At 71.1% G+C, this 20,916-nt stretch carries 20 protein-coding genes; 11 read left to right on the forward strand and 9 right to left on the reverse strand.

Translation table 11 applies throughout. The features are described 5' to 3' along the window. Positions 1-202: 202 nt before the first annotated feature. Together ACFRMN_RS14285 and ACFRMN_RS14290 are read left to right on the forward strand one after the other, a co-directional pair. The gene (locus ACFRMN_RS14285; RefSeq protein WP_383018401.1) at positions 203-1,015 is read left to right on the forward strand and encodes an SAM-dependent methyltransferase; all 813 of its coding nucleotides are present in this window, start codon (positions 203-205) and stop codon (positions 1,013-1,015) included. A 2-nt stretch (positions 1,016-1,017) separates the two neighbouring features. Beyond that, a complete protein-coding gene (locus ACFRMN_RS14290; RefSeq protein ID WP_383018404.1) occupies positions 1,018-3,183 on the forward strand; it encodes a putative bifunctional diguanylate cyclase/phosphodiesterase in 2,166 nt (721 codons plus the stop codon). Here ACFRMN_RS14290 and ACFRMN_RS14295 read toward each other — a convergent pair. Next, positions 3,180-4,130 carry a LysR family transcriptional regulator gene (locus ACFRMN_RS14295; protein WP_383018407.1) on the reverse strand — a complete coding sequence of 317 codons (951 nt, stop codon included), beginning with the start codon at positions 4,128-4,130 and terminating at the stop codon, positions 3,180-3,182. The two genes, ACFRMN_RS14290 and ACFRMN_RS14295, sit on opposite strands and share 4 nt — an antisense overlap. A 135-nt stretch (positions 4,131-4,265) precedes the next feature. Between ACFRMN_RS14295 and ACFRMN_RS14300 the strand changes: the two genes are divergently transcribed. Genes ACFRMN_RS14300 through ACFRMN_RS14310 form a run of 3 tightly spaced genes read left to right on the forward strand, consistent with a single transcriptional unit; the run spans position 4,266 to position 7,643 of the window. Next, complete coding sequence (locus tag ACFRMN_RS14300) at positions 4,266-4,937, forward strand: succinate dehydrogenase (protein WP_383018500.1); 672 nt, start codon at positions 4,266-4,268, stop codon at positions 4,935-4,937. Position 4,938: 1 nt separating this feature from the next. Next, positions 4,939-6,897: a fumarate reductase/succinate dehydrogenase flavoprotein subunit gene (locus ACFRMN_RS14305; RefSeq protein WP_383018409.1), complete on the forward strand. Its 1,959-nt coding sequence runs from the start codon at positions 4,939-4,941 to the stop codon at positions 6,895-6,897. Further along, a complete protein-coding gene (locus ACFRMN_RS14310; protein WP_383018412.1) occupies positions 6,894-7,643 on the forward strand; it encodes a succinate dehydrogenase/fumarate reductase iron-sulfur subunit in 750 nt (249 codons plus the stop codon). The genes ACFRMN_RS14305 and ACFRMN_RS14310 overlap by 4 nt, the downstream gene beginning before the upstream one ends. A gap of 7 nt (positions 7,644-7,650) precedes the next feature. Here ACFRMN_RS14310 and ACFRMN_RS14315 read toward each other — a convergent pair whose 3' ends face one another. After that, positions 7,651-8,835, reverse strand: coding sequence for a Cmx/CmrA family chloramphenicol efflux MFS transporter (locus ACFRMN_RS14315; protein ID WP_383018415.1), 1,185 nt, complete (start codon positions 8,833-8,835; stop codon positions 7,651-7,653). Between the two features lie 453 nt (positions 8,836-9,288). Here ACFRMN_RS14315 and ACFRMN_RS14320 point away from each other — a divergent pair, with 453 nt between their 5' ends. Next, positions 9,289-9,777, forward strand: coding sequence for a hypothetical protein (locus tag ACFRMN_RS14320; RefSeq protein WP_383018503.1), 489 nt, complete (start codon positions 9,289-9,291; stop codon positions 9,775-9,777). A gap of 15 nt (positions 9,778-9,792) precedes the next feature. On the opposite strand, the gene ACFRMN_RS14325 is transcribed toward ACFRMN_RS14320, so the two are convergent. Then, positions 9,793-10,008 (reverse strand): dodecin, encoded by a 216-nt coding sequence (locus ACFRMN_RS14325; RefSeq protein ID WP_383018418.1) that lies wholly within the window; start codon positions 10,006-10,008, stop codon positions 9,793-9,795. A 273-nt stretch (positions 10,009-10,281) separates the two neighbouring features. Between ACFRMN_RS14325 and ACFRMN_RS14330 the strand changes: the two genes are divergently transcribed. The 3 genes from ACFRMN_RS14330 to ACFRMN_RS14340 all read left to right on the forward strand — a co-directional run bounded on the left by ACFRMN_RS14330 (position 10,282) and on the right by ACFRMN_RS14340 (position 13,582). Continuing rightward, entirely contained in the window at positions 10,282-11,532 is a 1,251-nt protein-coding gene (locus ACFRMN_RS14330) for an extracellular solute-binding protein (protein ID WP_383018421.1), read from the forward strand. A gap of 302 nt (positions 11,533-11,834) precedes the next feature. Beyond that, a complete protein-coding gene (locus ACFRMN_RS14335; protein WP_383018424.1) occupies positions 11,835-12,641 on the forward strand; it encodes a GNAT family N-acetyltransferase in 807 nt (268 codons plus the stop codon). Further along, a complete protein-coding gene (locus tag ACFRMN_RS14340; protein WP_383018427.1) occupies positions 12,638-13,582 on the forward strand; it encodes a lysophospholipid acyltransferase family protein in 945 nt (314 codons plus the stop codon). Before ACFRMN_RS14335 ends, ACFRMN_RS14340 begins: the two co-directional genes overlap by 4 nt. Here the strand turns inward: ACFRMN_RS14340 and egtD are convergent. Genes egtD through egtA form a run of 4 tightly spaced genes read right to left on the reverse strand, consistent with a single transcriptional unit; the run spans position 13,477 to position 17,814 of the window. Next, on the reverse strand, positions 13,477-14,439 hold the full coding sequence (gene egtD, locus ACFRMN_RS14345; RefSeq protein WP_383018430.1) for an L-histidine N(alpha)-methyltransferase: 963 nt from the start codon (positions 14,437-14,439) through the stop codon (positions 13,477-13,479). The genes ACFRMN_RS14340 and egtD overlap by 106 nt on opposite strands. Then, on the reverse strand, positions 14,436-15,194 hold the full coding sequence (gene egtC / locus ACFRMN_RS14350; protein WP_383018433.1) for an ergothioneine biosynthesis protein EgtC: 759 nt from the start codon (positions 15,192-15,194) through the stop codon (positions 14,436-14,438). Before egtC ends, egtD begins: the two co-directional genes overlap by 4 nt. Then, on the reverse strand, positions 15,194-16,522 hold the full coding sequence (egtB, locus tag ACFRMN_RS14355; protein WP_383018506.1) for an ergothioneine biosynthesis protein EgtB: 1,329 nt from the start codon (positions 16,520-16,522) through the stop codon (positions 15,194-15,196). The genes egtC and egtB overlap by 1 nt, the downstream gene beginning before the upstream one ends. A gap of 17 nt (positions 16,523-16,539) precedes the next feature. Continuing rightward, positions 16,540-17,814 (reverse strand): ergothioneine biosynthesis glutamate--cysteine ligase EgtA, encoded by a 1,275-nt coding sequence (gene egtA, locus ACFRMN_RS14360; RefSeq protein WP_383018436.1) that lies wholly within the window; start codon positions 17,812-17,814, stop codon positions 16,540-16,542. Positions 17,815-17,986: 172 nt separating this feature from the next. Between egtA and ACFRMN_RS14365 the strand changes: the two genes are divergently transcribed. Beyond that, the gene (locus tag ACFRMN_RS14365) at positions 17,987-18,943 is read left to right on the forward strand and encodes a TIGR02452 family protein (protein WP_383018439.1); all 957 of its coding nucleotides are present in this window, start codon (positions 17,987-17,989) and stop codon (positions 18,941-18,943) included. Here the strand turns inward: ACFRMN_RS14365 and ACFRMN_RS14370 are convergent. Next, positions 18,918-19,397 carry a type II toxin-antitoxin system PemK/MazF family toxin gene (locus tag ACFRMN_RS14370; RefSeq protein ID WP_383018509.1) on the reverse strand — a complete coding sequence of 160 codons (480 nt, stop codon included), beginning with the start codon at positions 19,395-19,397 and terminating at the stop codon, positions 18,918-18,920. The two genes, ACFRMN_RS14365 and ACFRMN_RS14370, sit on opposite strands and share 26 nt — an antisense overlap. Positions 19,398-19,489: 92 nt before the next feature. Further along, complete coding sequence (locus tag ACFRMN_RS14375; RefSeq protein WP_383018442.1) at positions 19,490-19,816, reverse strand: hypothetical protein; 327 nt, start codon at positions 19,814-19,816, stop codon at positions 19,490-19,492. Between ACFRMN_RS14375 and ACFRMN_RS14380 the strand changes: the two genes are divergently transcribed. After that, positions 19,815-20,843 carry a LacI family DNA-binding transcriptional regulator gene (locus tag ACFRMN_RS14380; RefSeq protein ID WP_383018445.1) on the forward strand — a complete coding sequence of 343 codons (1,029 nt, stop codon included), beginning with the start codon at positions 19,815-19,817 and terminating at the stop codon, positions 20,841-20,843. The two genes, ACFRMN_RS14375 and ACFRMN_RS14380, sit on opposite strands and share 2 nt — an antisense overlap. The last annotated feature ends 73 nt before the right edge of the window (positions 20,844-20,916 follow it).

Consider the following 20,916-nt stretch of genomic DNA (forward strand, 5'->3'; position numbering starts at 1 on the left):
GCCCCCCCCCTTCACCCTTGGTCCCGCGGGCCCCCGTTTGGGTGGCCGGCCGGACCGGTCGCACGTGCCAGCGGCGTGTGACCAAGAACGGATCGCTAATTTCCGTTTGGGCTCGCTCTCTTGGCGGGCGATCAGTAGCCTCGGCTCGAACAACCGGCCGTGTACCTTGGCCGCATCCCGTGGCGACTTGTTGGAGACATCGATGGAGCGTCCCGCCTGGGCACCGCAGGGCATCGACATATCGACGCCGAGCGTTTCCCGCATTTACGACTACTATCTGGGCGGTTCGCACAATTTCGAGGTGGACAGGGAAGCGGCCCGCAAGGCAATGGGGTTCATGCCGGGGCTTCCGACGATCATGAAGACGAACCGCGCGTTCATGCGCCGCGCGGTGAAATTCGCGCTGGCCGAGGGCATCACGCAGTTCCTCGACATCGGATCCGGCATTCCGACCTACGGAAATGTCCATGAGGTCGCCCAGGCCGGCAACCCCGACGCCCGGGTGCTCTATGTCGATCACGACCCGGTCGCCGTCGCCCACAGCCAGGCCGTTCTCGCCGGCAACGACAACGCCGCCATCGTGAGCGCCGATCTCCGTGAGCCCGGACAGATCCTCAAGAACCCCGTGGCGCGAGGGCTGCTCGACCTGGAGCGGCCCGTGGCGCTGCTGCTCGTCTTCGTCCTGCATTTCCTGGAGGACACGGACGACCCGTACGGCGCCGTGGCCGAACTGCGCGACGCGCTCGCGCCCGGCAGTCTGCTCGTCCTCACCCACGCCTCGTACGACGGCGTGCCGCTCCCGCAGGAGCGGACGGGCGCCGCGGTCGCCGTCTACAAGGACATCCGCAACCCGCTGGTCATGCGCACGCGCGAGCAGACGGCCCGGTTCTTCGACGGCTTCGAGATGGTCGAGCCCGGTCTGGTGTCCATGCCGCACTGGCGGCCCGACAGCCCCGCCGACCAGGAGGACCCGTACGCCTTCTCGGGCTTTGGCGGAGTGGGACGCAAGGCGTGACGATGTCCTCGCAGTCGACAGGCGCCGAGAGCGAACCGGACGGCCTGGAAGACAGACTCAGGCGCTTCGCGACGATCTGGAGCCGGGCGGTCTTCCCGGCGACGGCCACGTCTCTGACGCGCCCCGAATTCGAAACCCATCTGCTGCCGCTGGCCCGGGAGTTGCAGGAGGCGCTGCACGCGCACCCCTTCGACACCGCGCCCGCCACGCGCGTCGGCACCGCCCTCGTGGCGGCGCACTGCACCGACCCCGAGGCCCTTGGCCGTACGCTCGGCGTCGTCGACTCCTATCTGGTGCTGTACTGCGGTACGGAGGAGCTGACCGCGGAGGACAACCGCGCCCGCTGCGCCCGTCTCCAGCACTCCCTCGCCGCCGGCTTCGCCCAGGCACTGCGCGAGCGCACCCTGAGCGAGCAGGAGGCCATCGCACGCTCGGCGCTCGCCGCGCGCAATGACGCCGAGGACGCGCTGCACGTCACGCAGGCACGCTTCCACGCGGTGTTCGAGGGCGCGGCCATCGGCATCGGCATCGCCGATCTCGAAGGCAATGTGCTGGAGGTCAATGACACCCTCACCCAGATGTTCGGCGGGCTCGAACACCATGTCCGCAGCCGCAATGTGAGCGAGTGGGTCCACCCCGAGGACGCGCCCCATGTCTGGCGCCTCTACGACGAGTTGGTGCGCGGCGAGCGCGAGCACTTCCGGGTCGAGAAGCCGTTCTACCGCAACGACGGCACGGTGCTCTGGACCAATCTGACCCTCTCGCTGCTCCGGGACGCCGAGGGCGCTCCGCAGTATCAGCTGGCGCTGATGGAGGACACCACCGAGCGGCGGCTGCTCAATCTGCGGCTGCGGTACGAGGCCACGCACGACGCGCTGACCGGACTGCCCAACCGTACGCTGTTCTTCGAGCGTCTGGAGAAGACGCTCTCCGGGGACGGCGGCGCGCGCTTCGGCCTCTGCTATCTCGACCTCGACGGCTTCAAGGCGATCAATGACAGCCTCGGCCACTCGTCGGGCGACCGGCTGCTGGTCGAGGTCGCGGACCGGCTCCAGAGCTGCGCCACCGCGCCGGGTGAGATGGTGGCCAGGCTGGGCGGCGACGAGTTCGTGGCGCTGACCACCGGGCCCGACACCCAGCAGGGCGTGGCCGAACTCGCCTCCCGGATCCTCCACGTACTGGCGACCCCGATCCGGCTCGACGGACGGGAGTTCACGGTCCGGGGCAGCATCGGCATCGTCGAGGGGCCCTCAGCCGGGCGGAGCCCCGCGGAGGTGCTGCGCAGCGCGGACATCACCATGTACCGGGCCAAGGCCGCGGGCGGCAATCGCTACGAGGTGGCCGACCCGGAGGCCGACGCCCGCGCCATCACCCGGCACGGACTGACGACGGCGCTGCCCGCGGCCCTGGAGCGCGGTGAGTTCTTCATCGAGTACCAGCCGCTGGTGCATCTGGACGACGGCACGGTGCACGGCGCGGAGGCGCTGGTGCGCTGGTCCCATCCGCAGCACGGCGTACTGGGACCCGACCGGTTCATCCCGCTCGCCGAGCACACCGGACTGATCGTGCCGCTCGGCCGCTGGGTGCTGGAACAGTCCGTACGGCAGGCGATGTTCTGGCAGCGCCAGCTGCCCGAGGGCGCGCTCGGCGGACCGCTGCGGATCAATGTGAATCTCTCGCCGACCCAGCTGCACCACCCCGGGCTCGTGGCCGACACGGTCGAGGTGCTTGAGCGGATCGGTCTCCCGCCGGGCGCGCTGTGCCTGGAGGTCACCGAGTCCGCGCTGATCGGCGCGGACGAGGATCTGCTCAAGCCGCTGCGCCAGCTCTCCGAGATGGGTGTGGACATCGCGCTCGACGACTTCGGCACCGGCTACTCGAACCTGGCCAATCTGCGCAGGCTGCCGGTGAGCGTCCTCAAACTGGACCGTTCCTTCACCCAGGGCATGCAGCAGCATCCGGCGGACCCGGTCGATCTGAAGATCGTCGAGGGGATCGTCGCGCTCGCGCACAGCCTGGAGCTGGCCGTGACGGTGGAGGGCGTGGAGACCGGGGCACAGGCGGAGCATCTGCGCCGGCTCGGCTGCGACACCGCCCAGGGCTGGTACTACGCCAGACCGGGGCCGCCCGAGCAACTGCACACGCTCTCACTCGCGGACGCCGTCTAGGTCCTGTCCGGCACCTGGCCCCCGTTCCCGACGGTCGCGCCGCCCGCGATCCCGGTCCCCCTCGGGGCCGCGGTCCGGGTGGCGAGCAGCACCCTCTGCAGTTCGCGGGCGGCGCGCGGCGGGGCGACATCGCTGCGGTGGGCGAGCGCGATCGTACGGCGCAGCCCCGGCCTGGCCAGGGCGGTGACCCTCAGATCGCGCGCCCGCGCCGCCACCATGCTCGGTACGACCGCCACGCCCAGACCGGCCCGTACGAAACCGAGGACGGCGTCCATCTCACCGCCCTCCACGGTGAACGACGGCTCGAACCCCTCGGCCCGGCAGGCGGCCACCGTCAGCTCGCGCAGGTCGTAGCCGTGCCGGAACATCACCAGCGGCTCGCCCTCCAGATCGGCGATCCTGGCCGGCCGCCGCGGGGCCGGGGCGGCGGCCGACGAGACCACGACCAAGTCCTCGTGCAGCAGCTCGACCGTGGTCAGCGCGGGCGACGCGGCCGGCAGGGGCATCACCACCAGGGCGAGATCCAGCGCCCCGCGCGCCAGCTCCCGTACGAGATCGTGCGATCCGCTCTCCTCGATCAGCAGCTCGATACCCGGGTGCAGATCGTGGAAGGCCCGCAGGACGTCGGGGAGCAGTCCGGTGCACAGGCTCGGCGGCGCCCCCAGCCTGACCCGGCCACGCCGCAGCTGGACCAGCTCCTGTACCTCCACCCGCGCGGTCTCGGTGTCGGCGAGGATGCGCCGGGCGAGCGGCAGCAGCGCCTCGCCCGCGTCGGTGAGGGCGACATTGCCGCGGGCGCGGCTGAACAGCTCGGCCCCCAGCTCCTTCTCCAGCGCTCTGATCTGCTGGGACAGGGACGGCTGCGAGACATGGACGCGTTCCGCGGCGCGGGTGAAGTGCCGGGTCTCGGCGACGGCCACGAAGTAGAGAAGCTGCTGGAACTGCATAAGAGCCAGGGTAGACCTCACGATAGGCAAGGGCTATGGAGATCAGCTGGACCATGTCTTGGACCTCTTGGCGTCGCGCGGCCTAGCGTGCTGTCCATGGCGCTGGCAACGCGGGAGACGGACCAACGGCCGTCCATGACCCGCACCCTCTGGGGATCGACGATCGGAAAAAAGACGGTCATGGCCGTGAGCGGCCTGATCATGCTCGGCTATCTGGTCGCGCACATGCTCGGCAATCTCAAGATCTTCTTCGGACCGCCGGAGTTCAACGGCTACGCGCACTGGCTGCGGACCATGGGCGAACCGATTCTGCACTACGAGTGGGCGCTCTGGATCGTCCGCGTCGTCCTCGTCGTGGCCGTCGTCCTGCACGCGGTCTGCGCCTACCAGCTCAGCCGCCGTGACCTCGCCGCCCGCCCGAGCAAGTACGTACACAAGCGGGCCCGCGCCGGCTACGCCACCCGCACCATGCGCTGGGGCGGGATCATCCTCGGCCTGTTCATCGTCTGGCACATCCTCGATCTGACCACCGGCACGGTGCACCCCGGCGGCTTCCAGGCCGGCCACCCGTACCAGAACGTCGTGGACACCTTCTCCACCTGGTACGGGAACGTCATCTACATCGCCGCGGTGCTCGCCCTCGGACTCCATGTCCAGCACGGCTTCTGGAGCGCCGCACAGACCCTCGGCGTGGGCAACGCCACCCGCGAACGCGTCCTCAAGGGCACGGCCAATCTGCTGGCGCTGGCGCTGACCGCGGGATTCATCGCCGTACCCGTCGCCGTCATGACCGGAGTGGTGAGCTGACATGAACGAACCCACCACCTACGCCGAATACACCGTCGGTGAGCCGATCGCCGACACCAAGGCGCCGGACGGACCCGTCGCCGAGCGCTGGAACCGGCGCCGCTTCGAAGCCAAGCTGGTCAACCCCGCCAACCGGCGCAAGCACACCGTGATCGTCGTCGGCACGGGCCTCGCGGGCGGCGCCGCCGGCGCCACCCTCGCCGAACAGGGCTACCACGTCGTCCAGTTCTGCTACCAGGACTCGCCGCGCCGCGCCCACTCCATCGCCGCGCAGGGCGGCATCAACGCCGCCAAGAACTACCGCAACGACGGCGACTCCATCCAGCGGCTCTTCTACGACACCGTCAAGGGCGGCGACTTCCGGGCCCGCGAGTCCAATGTCCACCGGCTCGCCGAGGTATCCGTCGAGATCATCGACCAGTGTGTCGCCCAGGGCGTGCCCTTCGCCCGGGAGTACGGCGGGCTCCTCGACACCCGCTCCTTCGGCGGCGTCCAGGTCTCCCGTACGTTCTACGCCCGCGGGCAGACGGGCCAGCAACTGCTGCTCGGCGCCTACCAGGCACTGTCCCGGCAGATCGCGGCGGGCGCCGTCGAGATGCACCCGCGCACCGAGATGCTCGATCTGCTCGTGATCGACGGACGGGCCCGGGGCATCGTCGCCCGCGATCTGATCACCGGCGCCGTCTCCACCCACTTCGCGGACGCCGTCGTCCTCGCCTCCGGCGGCTACGGCAATGTCTTCTATCTCTCCACCAACGCCAAGAACAGCAACGCCACCGCCATCTGGCGGGCGCACCGGCGCGGCGCCCACTTCGCCAACCCGTGCTTCACCCAGATCCACCCCACCTGCATCCCACGCTCCGGCGACCACCAGTCCAAGCTGACGCTGATGAGCGAGTCGCTGCGCAACGACGGCCGCATCTGGGTGCCGAAGGCGCGTGGCGACCAGCGGCCCCCCGCCGAGATCCCCGAGGACGAGCGCGACTACTACCTGGAGCGGATCTACCCCTCCTTCGGCAATCTCGTCCCGCGCGACATCGCCTCACGAGCCGCGAAGAACGTCTGCGACCAGGGCCGCGGGGTCGGACCCGGCGGACAGGGCGTCTATCTCGACTTCGCCGACGCCATCGCGCGGCTCGGCCGCAAGGCGGTCGAGGAGAAGTACGGCAACCTCTTCGAGATGTACGAGCGGATCACCGCCGAGAACCCGTACGAAGTGCCCATGCGGATCTACCCGGCGATCCACTACACGATGGGCGGGCTCTGGGTCGACTACGACCTCCAGACCACCGTGCCGGGGCTGTTCGCGATCGGCGAGGCCAACTTCTCCGACCACGGCGCCAACCGGCTCGGCGCGTCCGCGCTGATGCAGGGCCTGGCCGACGGCTACTTCGTCCTCCCGTCCACCATCAACGACTATCTCGCACGCAATCCGCACCACGCCGAGATCGACGACTCCCACCCCGAGGTGGCCGAGGCGCTGGCCGACACCGAGGACCGGCTGCGGCTGCTGCTCGCCGTCGACGGCGACCGTACGCCCGACTCGTTCCACAAGGAGATCGGCGAACTCCTCTGGGAACACTGCGGGATGGCCCGCACCGACGAGGGCCTGCGCAAGGTGCTCGACCGGATCCCGCAGATCCGCGAGGAGTTCTGGCGCCGGATCAAGGTGCCGGGCACCGGCGATCAGCTCAACCAGTCGCTGGAGAAGGCCAATCGCATCGTCGACTATCTGGAACTGGCCGAGCTGATGTGTCTCGACGCCCTGCACCGCGCCGAGTCCTGCGGCGGCCACTTCCGCGAGGAGTCGCAGACCGAGGGCGGTGAGGCCGCCCGCCGCGACGAGGAGTTCTCGTACGCCGCTGCCTGGGAGTTCACCGGCACCGGCACCGCGCCCGTCCTGCACAAGGAAGACCTCGTCTTCGAGTACGTCCACCCCACCCAGCGGAGCTACGCATGAGGCTCACCCTGCGCGTCTGGCGACAGCCGGACGCCGACGCCCCCGGCGCCATGGTCACCTATGGCATCGACGGAATCTCCGAGGACATGTCGTTCCTGGAGATGCTCGACACCCTCAACGAGGAGCTGATCCTCAAGGGCGACGAGCCGGTCGCCTTCGACCACGACTGCCGCGAGGGCATCTGCGGCGCGTGCGGGGTGGTCATCAACGGCGACGCCCACGGTCCCGAGCGCACCACCACCTGCCAGCTCCATATGCGGCACTTCAACGACGGCGACACCATCGATGTCGAGCCCTGGCGGGCCGGGGCCTTCCCCGTGGTCAAGGACCTGGTGGTGGACCGGTCCGCCTTCGACCGGATCATCGGCGCGGGCGGCTACATCACCGCCCCCACCGGCGCCGCGCCCGAGGCACACGCCACACCGGTCCCCAAGCCCGACGCCGACTTCGCCTTCGAACACGCGGAGTGCATCGGCTGCGGCGCCTGTGTCGCGGCCTGCCCCAACGGCTCGGCGATGCTCTTCACCTCGGCCAAGATCAATCATCTCAATGTGCTGCCGCAGGGCGCGCCGGAGCGTGAGACCCGGGTCCTCGACATGGTCGCGACCATGGACGAGGAGGGCTTCGGCGGCTGCACCCTCGCGGGTGAGTGTGCCACCGCCTGCCCGAAGGGCATCCCGCTGCCGTCCATCGCGGCGATGAACAAGGAATGGCTGCGGGCGGCCCGTAAGGTCTCACGCTCCTGAGGCCCCGTTACCGGGTCGCTGTGGCTGCCCCCTCGCGCTCGTCCGCCGTCCCGCGCCGCACTCCCCGGGTGACGCCGGCGGTGGCGAGGGCGAGGGCCACCAGCAGCGCGCTGACCCACAGCGGCGCGCGGAAGCCGAATCCGGCGCCGATCGCGACCCCGCCGGCCCATGGCCCGAGCGCGCCTCCCACGTTGAACGCGGCCGTGGCGAGCCCGCCGGCCAGGGTCGGCGCCGCGGTCGCCGCGTACAGCACCCGCGAGATCAGCGTGGAGCCGACGGCGAACGAAAGGGTCCCTTGGACGAACACGAACGCGCCCGCCGCCACCGGGTTCCCGGCCGTCAGCGCGAAAGCGGCCCAGCCGGCGAGCAGCGCCACGCCGCCGGCCACCAGCAGCGGGACGGGCCGTACGTCGGCGAGCCGGCCGCTGATGGTGACCCCGGCGAACGAACCCAGACCGAAGAGCGCCAACAGGGCGGGCACCCAAGCGGATCCGAGACCGGCCACCTCGGTGAGGAGCGGTGCGAGATAGGTGAACGTACAGAACGTCGCGCCGTTCACCAGCGCACCCAGCAGCAGGATCACCAGCAACCGTGGCTCGCGCAGCACGCGCAGCTCCCGGCGCGCGCTCGTCCGCGCGGGGGCGCCGCCGCCGCTCGGTACCGCCCGCAGGATCGCGACGACGGCCGGCACCGATACGATCGCCACCGCCCAGAACGCCGCGCGCCAGCCCCACAGTTGACCGAGCAGCGCGCCGCCGGGAACGCCCACCACGCAGGCGATGGTCACACCACCGAGCAGCGCGGAGGTGGCGCGGCCCTTGGCGTCCGGCTCGACCATGCCGGTGGCGGTCACCAGCGCCACCGCGAGGAACCCGGCGTTGGCCAGGGCTCCGATGACCCGGGTGACCAGCAGGACCCCGAAATCGGTGGTGAGCGCGCCGATGACATGGACGGCCAGGAACGTGAGCAGGAAGATCAGCAGTGCGTGCCGTCGCGACCAGCGCAGACTGAGCATCGCCATCAGCGGCGCGCCGATGACCATCCCCACGGCGAACGCGGAGGTGAGCGATCCCGCCGCCGGGATGGACACCCCCAGATCGTGTGCGATGTCCGGCCCGAGGCCGGACAGCATGAACTCGGACGTCCCCATGGCGAAGACCGCCAGTCCGAGCAGGTAGAGAGCGAATGGCATAACAGAACTCCACAACCACACGGTGGATCGTGTGACCGAATGGACCGACAAGGCGGTCGGCGAAGACGCCGACAAGGCAGCGGTGGGCCGCGGGAATACCCGCACGGACGCCGGGAATCGACGGTCCGCGCCGGAAGTACGCGGCGACCACCGCGCGAAGGGCCCCCGGCGTCAGGGAAGTGACGCCCGGTCGGGGCCGAACACAGTCCGTACTACGGTGATCAGGCGGCGGCGGGCAGCGGTCGAGAGCGCCAACGGCCCCTTGGGCCGCGGAGCTTGTCAACGCGACAACGCGAGCAGGCCACCGGACGACCGGACAGGGCCTAGAGTCTTGACGCCTCGGGACTGGACATGGCGGCAGGCTAGCGGGGCGGGGTGCGCGATGTCGAACGCGTTGTCGTCCACGGGACAGCCCTTAGGCTGGCGGGCGTGACAGGGACGACGGGGAGCGGGATGACGAAGAACAGCAGGCCGCTGGCCGTATTCGACCTGGACGGGACCCTGGCGGAGACCGGCCACCGTCAGCACTTCCTGGAGCGGCGGCCCCGGGACTGGAATGGATTCTTCGGCGCGGCCGGACAGGACACACCACTCGCCGAGGGCGTACGGATGGTGGCCGAGGCCACCGAGGAGTGCGAGGTCATGTACCTCACCGGCCGTCCGGAGCGCTGCCGCGCGGACACGGTGACCTGGCTGCGCGAGCACGGCCTGCCCGAGGGGCGGATCTGGATGCGCCGGAACGACGACCGGCGGCCCGCGCGTACGACCAAACTGGAGATCCTGCGCGGGCTGGCCGGCCGCCGGGAGGTGCGGATGCTGGTGGACGACGACGAACTGGTCTGCGACGCGGCCGAACAGGCGGGCTTCAGGGTCGTACGGGCCCGCTGGGCGAGCACGTCACAGGCGCTGAAGGACGCGCAGGAGCGCGAGGGCCGCACCTGACGGCGGCCCGGCCGCTCAGTGGGCGTCGTCGAGGCGGAAGCCGACCCTCAGTCCGACCTGGTAGTGCTCGATGTCGCCGTCGACGATATGGCCCCGTACCTCAGTCATCTCGAACCAGTCCAGACCCCGCAGCGTCTGGGACGCGCGGGCGATGCCGTTGCGGATGGCGTCGTCGACGCCCTCGTGCGAGGTGCCGACGATCTCGGTGACCCGGTAGGTGTGATGGGACATGGGGGCGCTCTCCTCTGACGCGTCACGGGTGTCGCGGTGTCACTCCACCGTGCCCCACCACGCGGCGGGCCGCGAGACATCCGGCGCCGGATGGCCCTCCGCCGCCCCTTCTGTCTGCCTTCTGTTCGCCGTCTGCCTTCTGTTCGCTTCCGGGACTTGACCGGCCGTTTGGTCCATACCAAAATCCCACACACCCGTGCGAACCCGGTTCGCTTCCCCCACGTCGGGCTCTCTCTTCCTGCACCGTGCCCTCACGCCAGAAGGTTGACCTACGTGAAGAACCGCCCTCTCGCCTGTTCCGTGGCTCTCGTGTCCTCCGTCGCCCTCGGCGGCTGCGGAGTGCTGCCCGGTGGGGACGACACCGTGACGGTCACCGTCTGGCTGATGAAGGACAGCGTCTCGGACGACTTCCTCAAGCGCTTCGTGAGCGACTACGAGAAGGGACATCCGTCCGTCCAGCTCGACATCAAGATCCAGGAGTGGACCGGAATCGGCGAGAAGGTGATGACCGCCCTGGACGGCGGGGACGCGCCGGACGTGATCGAGGTCGGCAACACCCAGGTCGCCCAGTACGCGGAGAGCGGCAATCTGCGCGATCTCACCCTGGAGTCGGTACGGGATCTGGGCAGCGAGGACTGGCTGCCCGGTCTCGCCCAGCCGGGCAGCATCAACGGCGCGCAGTTCGGCATCCCGTGGTACGCGGCCAATCGCGTCGTGATCTACAACAAGGACCTGTTCGCGCTCGCCGGGATAGAGGAACCGCCCAAGACCAGAGAACAGTGGGTGGACGACACCGCCGAGCTGAACCGCGGCGGCAACCAGGGCATCTATCTCGCCGGACAGGACTGGTACACCCTGGCCGGGTTCATCTGGGACGAGGGCGGTGAACTGGCCGTCGAGTCCGGTGGCGAGTGGCAGGGGACGATCCACACGCCCGCCGCGCTGAGAGGCATGGACTTCTACAAGGACCTCCAGTCGCTGGGCAACGGACCGAAGAACTCCGACGAGGCCAAGCCCCCGCAGGCCGAGGTCTTCGCCAAGGGCGATGTCGCGCAGATCATCTCCACCCCCAGCTCGGCGCGGATCATCGAGGAGAAGAACCCCGAACTGAAGGGCAAGCTCGGCTTCTTCCCCATTCCCGGCAAGACCGCCGGCAAGCCGGGGGCCGTCTTCACCGGCGGTTCCGATCTGATCGTGCCGAAGAACTCCAGCCATCACTCCGCCGCCGTCGAGGTGGTCAAGGCGCTGGCGGGCGAGGCCTGGCAGACGGATCTCGCCCGGACGATGAGCTACGTACCGAACAAGACGACCCTCGCCGGAGTCATCCGCGGCGACGCGAGCACGGCCGCGATGGCCGAGGGCGCCGCGCGGGGACGGGCCACCCCGAACTCCCCGCAGTGGGCGAGCGTCGAGGCCGACAACCCGATCAAGCCGTATATGACGGCCGTCCTTGAGGGCGAGGACCCGGAGGAGTCGGCGAAGGCGGCCTCCGAGCTGATCAGCGCGGAGCTGCTTTCCGGCTGAGGCGCGTCCCGGATCTCCCACGGCGCGTCCCGGATCTCCCACGCGCGTCCCGGGTCCCCGCGGTGCGTCCCGGGATTCTCGCGGTACGTTCAGGGTCTCCCACGGTGTGTCCAGGGTCTCCCGCGGTGTGTGCCGGAGCGCGTCCGCGTCCCGCGCGCTCCCGGCATTCAGCCGTCTCACATCCGTTCTCCTCCGTGTGGTCATGTCAAATCCAGTCGGCCACGGAAGAAACTAGGTGCCGGGCCCGTCGCGCGAGCGGCGGATCCCGGCGGCCTGCCTTCCCTACCGGCACAGGAGTCCCCATGTCCGCCATCGCACCCGCTCCCCTCGTCCCCGCCGCCCCCGCCCCCACCCCCGGGATGGGTACCGGCCCCGCCGAGCCGCGCTACCTCGTGTCCCTCGCCCGTGACCAGGACGACGTCCGGGCCGCGCAGCGGCTGCGGCACCTGGTCTTCGCCGGTGAGATGGGCGCCCGGCTCGACGGCCCCGAACCGGGACTGGACGTCGACGCCTTCGACGAGTACTGCGATCACCTGCTGGTACGGGAGGAGAGCACCGGCGAGGTCGTCGGTACGTACCGGCTGCTGCCGCCCGAGCGGGCCAGGGCCGCCGGACGGATCTACTCCGACAGCGAATTCGACCTCTCCCGGCTCGCCCCGATCCGGCACGATCTGGTCGAGGTCGGCCGCTCGTGCGTCCACCCCCTGCACCGCACCGGCGGTGTCATCGCCCTGATCTGGGCCGGGCTCGCCCGCTATATGACCGACACCGGCTACAACTGGCTGGCGGGCTGCTGCTCGGTCCCGCTCGCGGACGGTGGCGCGCTCGCCGCCTCGACCTGGAGCAATGTGAAGGAGAAGCACCTGGCGCCGGAGGAGTACTGGGTCACCCCGCACCGCCTCTGGACCCCGGACGCGTCCGCCGCCGCGGCCAAGCCCTCCGAGCTGCCGCCGCTGCTCCGCGGCTATCTGCGGCTCGGTGCCTGGGTGTGCGGCGCGCCCGCGCACGACCCGGAGTTCGGCGTCGCCGACCTGTACGTACTGCTGTCGATGCGCCGGACCAACCCGCGCTATCTGCGGCACTTCCTCTCGCTCGCCCCCACCGCATGAGCGCCTGGCTGCCCACCGCGCCCTGCACCCCGCGCGACTGCTCCACTCACCAGGGCCCTTCGACCGGTGCGCTGACGGCGTCCGTACGGCTGCTCGCGGGGGTCGCTCTCGTCCTGGCCGGTGCGCTGGTGGCCCCCTTCCTCGCTCTCCTGGGAGGGGCGGTACGGGACTGGCTCACCCGGCACTGGGCGCGCACGGCGCTCCGGCTCTTCGGCCTGCGCGTCCGCGTGGTGGGGGAGCCCGCGCCGGGGCGCGGCTCAGGGGTCCTCGTCGTCGCCAACCATGTTTCCTGGCTGGACATACCGCTCCTCGCTACGGTCTTCCCCGGACGGATGCTCGCCAAGAGCGAGATACGGAGCTGGCCGCTGCTGGGCGCGCTGGCCGCGCTGGGCGGCACCCTGTTCGTGGAACGGGAGCGGCTGCGGGCGCTGCCCGGGACCGTACGGACCCTCTCCACCGCGCTCGCCGCCGGCTCGCGGGTGATCGTCTTCCCCGAGGCCTGCACCTGGTGCGGGCGCGAGCAGGGCAAGTTCACCACCGCCGTCTTCCAGGCGGCGCTGGACGCGGACGCCGCCGTCCGTCCGGTGCGTATCACCTACCGCGCGCCGGACGGAGCGCCGTCCGGCGCCCCGGCGTTCGTCGGGGACGACACCATCACCGCCTCGCTGTGGCGGGTGGTGACGGCCGGCGGGCTCACGGCGGAGATCACCGTCCTCCCGCTGATCCCCGCCGGGCGCCACACCGACCGCCGCGAGCTGGCCCGGGACGCCCGGTCAGGCATCGCCCACCCGGTCGCGGATGGCGTCACCCGGACCTTGGTAGCGGACGCCGTCCCTCACACGGCGGTCGCGAGCGACAAGGCGAACCGGCCCTCCTCATCCGTCCACCAGTGCGTTAACTCCATTCCCGCCTCGGCCAGTTCCGCGCGTACCCGGTCCTGACGGAACTTCGCGGACACCTCCGTACGCACCTCCTCGCCGGCCGCGAAATGCACCACCAGATCCAGCTCCGGGACCTTCGCCGTGAGCTGCCGGCGCGCCCGCAGCCGCATCTCGATCCACTCGTGCTCGGCGTCCCAGAGCGCCACATGGTCGAAGTCACGCGGATCGAAGTCCGCGCCCAGCTCCCGGTTGATGACGGCGAGGACGTTCTTGTTGAAGGCGGCTGTCACCCCGGCCGCGTCGTCGTACGCCCTGACCAGTACGGACTCGTCCTTGACCAGGTCCGTGCCGAGCAGCAGCGCGTCACCGGGCGCGAGGAGTGCCCGGACCGATGCCAGGAACGAGGCGCGCTCCGCCGGCAGCAGATTGCCGATCGTGCCGCCGAGGAACGCGACCAGCCGGGGGCCCGGGGTGCCGGGGAGCGCCAGCCCCTGGGTGAAGTCGGCGATGAGCGCGTGCACATGGAGTCCGGGGTGCTCGGCGAGCAGGGACTCGGCGGCCCCGGTCAGCGCGCTCTCGCTGACATCCACCGGCACATAGCTGTGCAGAGCGGTGAGCGCGTCCAGCAGATGGCGGGTCTTCTCGGACGATCCGGACCCCAGCTCGACGAGGGTCCGCGCCCCGGTCGCCGCCGCGATCTCCGGCGCCCGCGCGAGCAGGATCTCCCGCTCGGCGCGGGTCGGATAGTACTCGGGCAGCCTGGTGATCTCCTCGAACAGTTCGCTGCCCCGGGAGTCGTAGAACCACTTGGGAGGCAGCACCTTCGGTGTACGGGTCAGCCCCTGGAGCACATCGGCGCGCAGAGCGGCGTCCGTGGCGTCCTCGGGCAGGGTGCGGGTCAGCAGGAACGGGCTCACTCGGGTGGCTCCTTGAGAGGGGACAACTGCACGTCGTCGCGGGTCGCCACGAGCAGGGTGCGGTCGGGGACCTCGCGCCAGCGCGCGTCGTCGTCGTACGGCTCGGAGGCCACCACGGTCTGATGGCCCCCGGGGTCGGTGAGATACCAGAGGGTGTCCCCCCACGCGGTCGCGGCGATCCGCTCGCCGTCGGTGAGCAGCAGATTGAGCCGGGAGGCCGGAGCGGCGGCGGCGACATCGAGGACGGTGTCGCCCAGGGCCTCCCCCGGTTCGTCACCGGCCCGCAGCCGGTGCAGCAGCAGCGCCCACACCAGCGCGGAATCATTGCGGGCCGCCAGGGTGAGCAGTTCCTCGGCGGGGAGGGACGCGGCCGGCGCCGCGAGAGTGCCGGGCCAGCCGCCGACCGAGCCGTTGTGGCTGAACAGCCACGGCCCGTCGGCGAAGGGTGCGGCGGCGGCCTCCCCGTCGGCGCCCGGCTCGGTCGCGTCACGTACCGCGGCGAGCAGGGCGCGGGTACGGATCACCCGTGCCAGATCGGTGAATCCGAGGTCCCCCCAGATGGGCCGCGCACGCCGGTAGCGGGCGGGCAGCGGATCGCCGTCCGCGTACCAGCCCACCCCGAAGCCATCGGCGTTGACGGTGCCGTGGCGCTGCCGGCGCGGCGCCCAGGACTGCCGGAACAGCGAGTGCGGCGGCGCTACCAGCACCTCACCGAGCGCCACCGGCGGTCCCAGCCGGGCGAGATGGCGGCACATCAGACATCCCTCGCGGTACGGAAACCGGAGAAGATCTGGCGGCGGACCGGCAGATCCCAGTTGCGGAACGTGCCGCGGCAGGCCACCGCGTCCGCCGCGAACGACCCGCCCCGCAGCACCTTGTGGGCGCTGCCGAAGAACACCTCCGAGTACTCGCGGTACGGGAACGCGGCGAACCCCGGATAGGGCAGGAAGTCGCTCGACGTCCACTCCCAGACGTCCCCGATCAACTGCCGTACGCCGAGCGGGGAGGCACCGCGCGGATAGCTGCCCGCCGGGGCGGGCCGCAGATGGCGCTGGCCGAGATTGGCCCGCTCCGGGGTGGGTTCGTCGTCCCCCCACGGATACCGCAGCGAGCGGCCTGAGACGGGGTCGTGGCGGGCGGCCTTCTCCCACTCCTCCTCGCTCGGCAGCCGCCGCCCCGCCCAGCGGGCGTACGCGTCGGCCTCGTACCAGCTGACATGGAGCACCGGCTCGTCCACGGGCACCGGCTCCACCACACCGAACGCGCGGCGCAGCCACTGCCCGCCCTCGCGCCGCCAGAACTGCGGAGCGCCGATCTCATGCGTACGGATCTGCTCCCAGCCGGCCGGCGCCCACCAGCGTTCGTCCGTATAGCCGCCGTCGTCGATGAAGTGCTGGTAGGCACCGTTGGTCACCGGCACCGTGTCGATGAAGAACGCCGGGACGAGCCGCTGATGGGCCGGGCGCTCGTTGTCCAGCGCCCAGGGCTCGGTGGAGGTGCCCATCGTGAAGGGCCCGGCCGGTACGAGCACTTCGGCGGGCAGTCCTGTGGTGTCCCCGGCGGGCGGCGGGGGCGCGGTCAGCGCCGCGGGGCCCCGCCGCAGCTGGTGGGTGATGAGCATCGTCTCGTCGTGCTGCTGCTCATGCTGGGCGATCATCCCGAAGGCGAACCCCGCGTCAAGCAGCGGACCGCCGTGCAGCGGGGTGCGCTCGATGATGTCCAGCACCCTGCCGCGTACCTCGGAGGCGTAGGCGCGCGCCTCGGCGGGCGGCAGCAGCGGCAGCGTCGGCCGTGCGGACCGGGGATGCTCGAAGGCGTCGTAGACGGAGTCGATCTCCGGACGGATGGCGTCGCGTCCCGCGACCGTCCGCACCAGCCACTGCTCCTCCTGGTTGCCGATGTGCGCCAGATCCCAGACCAGCGGGGACATCAGCGGGGAGTGCTGCGCGGTCAGCTCGTGGTCGTCGACGCAGGAGGTCAGCAGAGCGGTACGGTCCCTGGCGGCCGTCAGGACCTCGACGGCGCGTCGCCGCATCTGTTCCGCCGGTATCCCGACGGCTTCCGCGCTTTCCGCGCCTTCCATGGTTTTCGCGGAGTCGGTCATGTCCTGGGGTCCTTCCCGTTCACAGAGGCGCGCAGATCATCGGCGGGACATCGGCCGGGCACGACATAGCGGTCGTTGAAGGCCGCGACCGCGTCCTGTACGGCCCGCGTGGCGCCGATGCGCGGAAGTGCTTCCTGGGCGACGGCGAAACAGACGATCGCCGCGGCGTGCAGCTCCGGGTCGCTCAGCGCGTGGCGCGCCGCGTTGGCCCAGAGGAGATTGCGGGGCGCGGGCAGCGAACCCGCGGTCTCCGCCAGTGGTTTGACGGTGCGGTAGACGGTTTCCGACGCCTCGGGATCGTCGAACAGCGCGGTGGTCACGGCGAGCGGCACCATCCAGCCGTCCTCGCCCGGCTGTGCGTCGATCATCCGCAACTCCAGATGACCACGCGGCCGGACGGGCGGAAACAGCGTCGTGAGGTGGTAGTCGAGATCCGCGCGGACCGGCGGGCGCGGCACCCCCGACCGTATCCACTCCCGGAAGGTGAGCCCGTCGGGCACCGGCCAGGGCCCCTTCTCCGCCCGGATGCACATCACCGGTGTGTCCAGGGCATGCGCGGCCCAGGCGGTACGGGGCTCGTACCGCGCCGAGGGCGCGGCGGTACGGGCCGGATCCAGCTGCGCCCACATCGCCTGCCGGGTGGAGCGCCAGCCGGTAGGTCTGCGATCGCTCATGGGGGAGTTGGCGAAGGCGGCGACCAGCACCGCGCCCAGCAGATGGGCGAGTTGCCAGCGCCGGCCGTAGCCGAGCGGCCCCGGCTCCTCGTGGCCCGCGTCCAGACACACCTGGATGGAGGCCGTGGTCCGCATCATGGCGCGGCCGGCCGGACCGATCCGGTCGAGGTAGGTCTCCATCGCGTCGTAGCGCGGCTCACGCAGCATGCGGTGCGGGGAGTGCCAGGGGTCCTGTCCGAGACCCGCGAGCGCGAGTCCCGCCGTACGCAGGGCCGGGCGTACGGTGTCCAGGTCCGCGGCGGTGGTGGTGATGCACTCCATCAGTGACGCGGCGGGCGGGGAGCTCAGCTCCAGCTGGCCGCCGGGTTCGAAGGTGAGTGCCGATGCGAGGCGCAGGGTCCGAAGCCCCTCGTACGCCTCTCTGAGGCGGTGGGCCGGGACCGCTCTTTCGGGGGAGCGCAGGTCGTGCACGAGCCATTCCAGTTCCACACCCACGGTGCGGGGCGGGCCCGTCTTGAAACAGATACCGCGTAGTAGATCCTCGGCGTCGTTCTCGCCGAGTGGGGTTCCCTCATCGGTGAAACCGTCGGACGGCATGGCCGGATCCTCCTGTCGAAGACCGTGACCGGACTCCGCTCCCGGGTCGGGGGCGAAGTGCTTCGTCCAACCTAAAGCCACTCTCGCCGCTTCGCACAAGAGTGCCCCTACAGTCATCGTTTCGTCAGAAATCCGGTTGCCCCGAACGTGGTTGTCCACGCAGGATTTCCGCATGAGCGCACGGCTGCGGGGGATCGCGAAAGAAACAGAGGAGATCGTCCGAACGGGCGGCTACCGCACGGAAAACGGCCGTGACGTGGGGATTCGTACGGCCGTGGACGCGGCGGCCGCGGGGACCCGGATGTACGGGCCCGAGCCGGTCGCGCTCGCGCCGGCCCCGGACGGGGCGACGGCGCCCACGCCGGACCGGGTGACGGGCACTGCTCCGGACGGGGGCCGGGCCACCGGCCGGGCGGCCCGCGTGCCGGTCATCGAGGTCACCGGCGAGAGCAGCCTGGAGGCGGCGCGGCGGCTGACGGCGGCGGGTTCGGAACCGGTCGCCGTCCTCAACTTCTCCTCCGCGCGCAACCCCGGCGGCGGGTATCTCAACGGCGCGCAGGCCCAGGAAGAAGCCCTCTGCCGGGCCTCCGCTCTGTATACGACGCTGCTGCGCGTGCCCGAGTTCTACGCCCACCACCGAGCGGACCGGAGCCCCTTCTACACCGACCGGGTGATCCACTCGCCCGGCGTGCCGGTCTTCCGCGACGACCGGGGCCGGCTGCTCGACACGCCGTACCAGGTCGGCTTCCTCACCTCGCCCGCGCCGAACGCGGGCGTGATCGCCCGGAACGCCCCCGCCGAGGTCCACCGGATTCCGGCCGCGCTCGCGGTCCGCGCCGAACGAGTGCTGGAGACGGCGGTGGAGCGCGGCTACCGGCGGCTGGTGCTGGGCGCCTGGGGCTGCGGGGTCTTCCGCAACGACCCGGAGCAGGTCGCGCACGCGTTCCGGGCGCTGCTCAGCGCGGGCGGCCGGTTCGCGGGCCACTTCGACGAGACGGTCTTCGCGGTGCTCGACCGGACCGCGGGCGGGACCACGCTGGGCGCGTTCCGGCGGGTGTTCGCGGACCGTACAGCGCCCGAGGCCGCTGTAGCGGCGGCGCGCCTCACCGCCAGCCGTACAGCTCCCTGAGCCGGTTGACGACCAGATTGAACCGCCCGCGGTCCAGCGCGCAGGCCTCGCGCCGCATGCCCTTCTCGTGGACGCGCAGCACCCGGTCCACATTCACCCAGGACTCACGGCCCGCGCGGTCCCACGGCCCGACCCCGATCGGCACCCACTCGCGGTCCTGGTTGTGGCGCTTGCTGGAGAGCTGTACGGCGAGCAGTGTGCCGGCCGCCTCACGGGCGACCACCAGCACCGGGCGGTCCTTGCCGCGCCCGTCGTTCTCCTCGAAGGGCACCCAGGTCCAGACGATCTCGCCGGGGTCGGGATCACCGTCGTGCTCAGGGGCGTACGAGGTACGGACCCGCCCCACCTCCCGGGGCTCGGCCTCGGTCGTGGCGGCCGGGCCGCCACGACCGGGAGAGTCGAAGCCGCCGCTGTCACTGGTGCGGTCGCCGCTGCCGGCGCCGGAGAAGGACATCATCCGATGACGTTAGAACGTCCGTGGATCACCGAATGGGGCGGGGCCCTCCCGGACGGGCGCGGTCGCCGCCCCGGACCAGCGAGTCCGGGTCATATCCAGCCGTCCAGGGACGCCATGAACCCGTCGAAGTCGTCGCGGTGGATGGTGTGCCCGGCGCCCGCCACCGTACGGACATGGAAGCCGCGCCGTTCCAACTCCGCCGCGTTCACGGGGGAGATCATGACGCTCGGACCGGCGAGCTGAACGAGCGAGGGGACGACGGGCGCGGGCGGCAGCAGATCGGCGCCGAACGCCGGGGCGAGACCGAACGCGGTGTTCTCGTCCCAGGCCGCCAGGGTCTCCAGCTCCAGATCGACCGCTGGTTCGGCCGTCCGCCGGACCTCCGCGGACAGGTCTGGAAAGATACCGGCTGCCATGCCCCAGTCAACCGAGCAGCCCGCCGACCGTCCCGTTCCGACCAGCGCCGATGTCGCGCGGCTGGCCGGAGTCTCCCGGGCCACCGTCTCGTACGTACTCAACAACACCTCGGCCGTGCGCATCAGCGACCCCACCCGGCGCAAGGTGCGCGAGGCCGCCGAGCGGCTGGGGTACGTACCGCACGCCGCCGCGCGCTCCCTGCGCGCCGGGCACACCAGGATCGTTCTGCTGCCCACGGCGCACATCCCCGTCGGACCCCTCTACAGCCACTTCCTCAATGAACTCCAGTGGGCGCTGCGCGGGCTCGACTACACCGTGGTGCAGTACGGCAGCCTCGGCCTGGACGGGGACGGGGCGGCCCGTGCCTGGGCCGAGTTGCGGCCCGTCGCGGTCGTGTCGCTCGGCGAGATCGCCCTCACCCCGCACGGGGTGGAGATGCTCAAACGCTCCGGCGCGAAGGCCGTGATCACGCTGGGACCCGGACGGGTCGACGGCGCGCACGCGCTGGTCATGGACCAGAGCGTGATCGGCGGCCGGGCGGTGACGCATCTGATCGACCGCGGCTGCCGCCGGATCGGGGTGGTGATGCCCGGGGAACCCGGTCTGGAGATGTTCTCGGGCCCCCGGCTCGCGGGCGCCCGCGCCGCCGCCACCGGCGCGGGCGCGGCTGTACGGATCGTGCCGCTGCCGCTCGCGTACGAGGAGGACTCGGCGGCCGCCCTCGCCGCCCGCTGGCGCGCACTGGGCCTCGACGCGGTCTTCGCGTTCAACGACGAGTACGCGATGCTCCTGATGCGCGCGCTCCAGGACGAGGGAATCGGCATCCCGGCGGAGACGGCCGTGATCGGCTCCGACGATCTGCTGCTCGGCAGGCTGTTGCGGCCCCGGCTCTCCACGGTGCGGGTCGACCTGGTGACGGGACAGCGGCTGGCCGAACTCGTCGACCGGGTGGTCCGCGATCCGGGCGGCGAGCCGGAGCGGCACGACCTGATGGACTCGCGGGTCATTCACCGCGAGTCCAGCTGACCCCGGGGACCGGGCGGGGCGCGGGCGCGGGGGCGGCGACATGTAGCGACATGCGTCGTCGTGCCGGGGTGGC

Origin of the sequence: Streptomyces sp. NPDC056835 (genome assembly GCF_042789485.1) — a bacterium.
Lineage (GTDB): Bacteria > Actinomycetota > Actinomycetes > Streptomycetales > Streptomycetaceae > Streptomyces.

Coding starts and splice junctions, on each gene's coding strand:
- ACFRMN_RS14375 (WP_383018442.1), bottom strand. CDS start 19,816: ATGGCAGCCGGTATCTTTCCAGACCTGTCCGCGGAGGTCCGGCGGACG.
- ACFRMN_RS14370 (WP_383018509.1), bottom strand. CDS start 19,397: ATGTCCTTCTCCGGCGCCGGCAGCGGCGACCGCACCAGTGACAGCGGC.
- egtC (WP_383018433.1), bottom strand. CDS start 15,194: ATGTGCCGCCATCTCGCCCGGCTGGGACCGCCGGTGGCGCTCGGTGAG.
- ACFRMN_RS14335 (WP_383018424.1), top strand. CDS start 11,835: ATGTCCGCCATCGCACCCGCTCCCCTCGTCCCCGCCGCCCCCGCCCCC.
- ACFRMN_RS14305 (WP_383018409.1), top strand. CDS start 4,939: ATGAACGAACCCACCACCTACGCCGAATACACCGTCGGTGAGCCGATC.
- ACFRMN_RS14365 (WP_383018439.1), top strand. CDS start 17,987: ATGAGCGCACGGCTGCGGGGGATCGCGAAAGAAACAGAGGAGATCGTC.
- egtB (WP_383018506.1), bottom strand. CDS start 16,522: ATGGAAGGCGCGGAAAGCGCGGAAGCCGTCGGGATACCGGCGGAACAG.
- ACFRMN_RS14380 (WP_383018445.1), top strand. CDS start 19,815: ATGCCCCAGTCAACCGAGCAGCCCGCCGACCGTCCCGTTCCGACCAGC.
- ACFRMN_RS14325 (WP_383018418.1), bottom strand. CDS start 10,008: ATGTCCCATCACACCTACCGGGTCACCGAGATCGTCGGCACCTCGCAC.
- egtA (WP_383018436.1), bottom strand. CDS start 17,814: ATGCCGTCCGACGGTTTCACCGATGAGGGAACCCCACTCGGCGAGAAC.
- ACFRMN_RS14295 (WP_383018407.1), bottom strand. CDS start 4,130: ATGCAGTTCCAGCAGCTTCTCTACTTCGTGGCCGTCGCCGAGACCCGG.
- ACFRMN_RS14290 (WP_383018404.1), top strand. CDS start 1,018: ATGTCCTCGCAGTCGACAGGCGCCGAGAGCGAACCGGACGGCCTGGAA.
- ACFRMN_RS14320 (WP_383018503.1), top strand. CDS start 9,289: ATGACGAAGAACAGCAGGCCGCTGGCCGTATTCGACCTGGACGGGACC.
- ACFRMN_RS14340 (WP_383018427.1), top strand. CDS start 12,638: ATGAGCGCCTGGCTGCCCACCGCGCCCTGCACCCCGCGCGACTGCTCC.
- ACFRMN_RS14310 (WP_383018412.1), top strand. CDS start 6,894: ATGAGGCTCACCCTGCGCGTCTGGCGACAGCCGGACGCCGACGCCCCC.
- ACFRMN_RS14285 (WP_383018401.1), top strand. CDS start 203: ATGGAGCGTCCCGCCTGGGCACCGCAGGGCATCGACATATCGACGCCG.
- ACFRMN_RS14315 (WP_383018415.1), bottom strand. CDS start 8,835: ATGCCATTCGCTCTCTACCTGCTCGGACTGGCGGTCTTCGCCATGGGG.
- ACFRMN_RS14300 (WP_383018500.1), top strand. CDS start 4,266: ATGACCCGCACCCTCTGGGGATCGACGATCGGAAAAAAGACGGTCATG.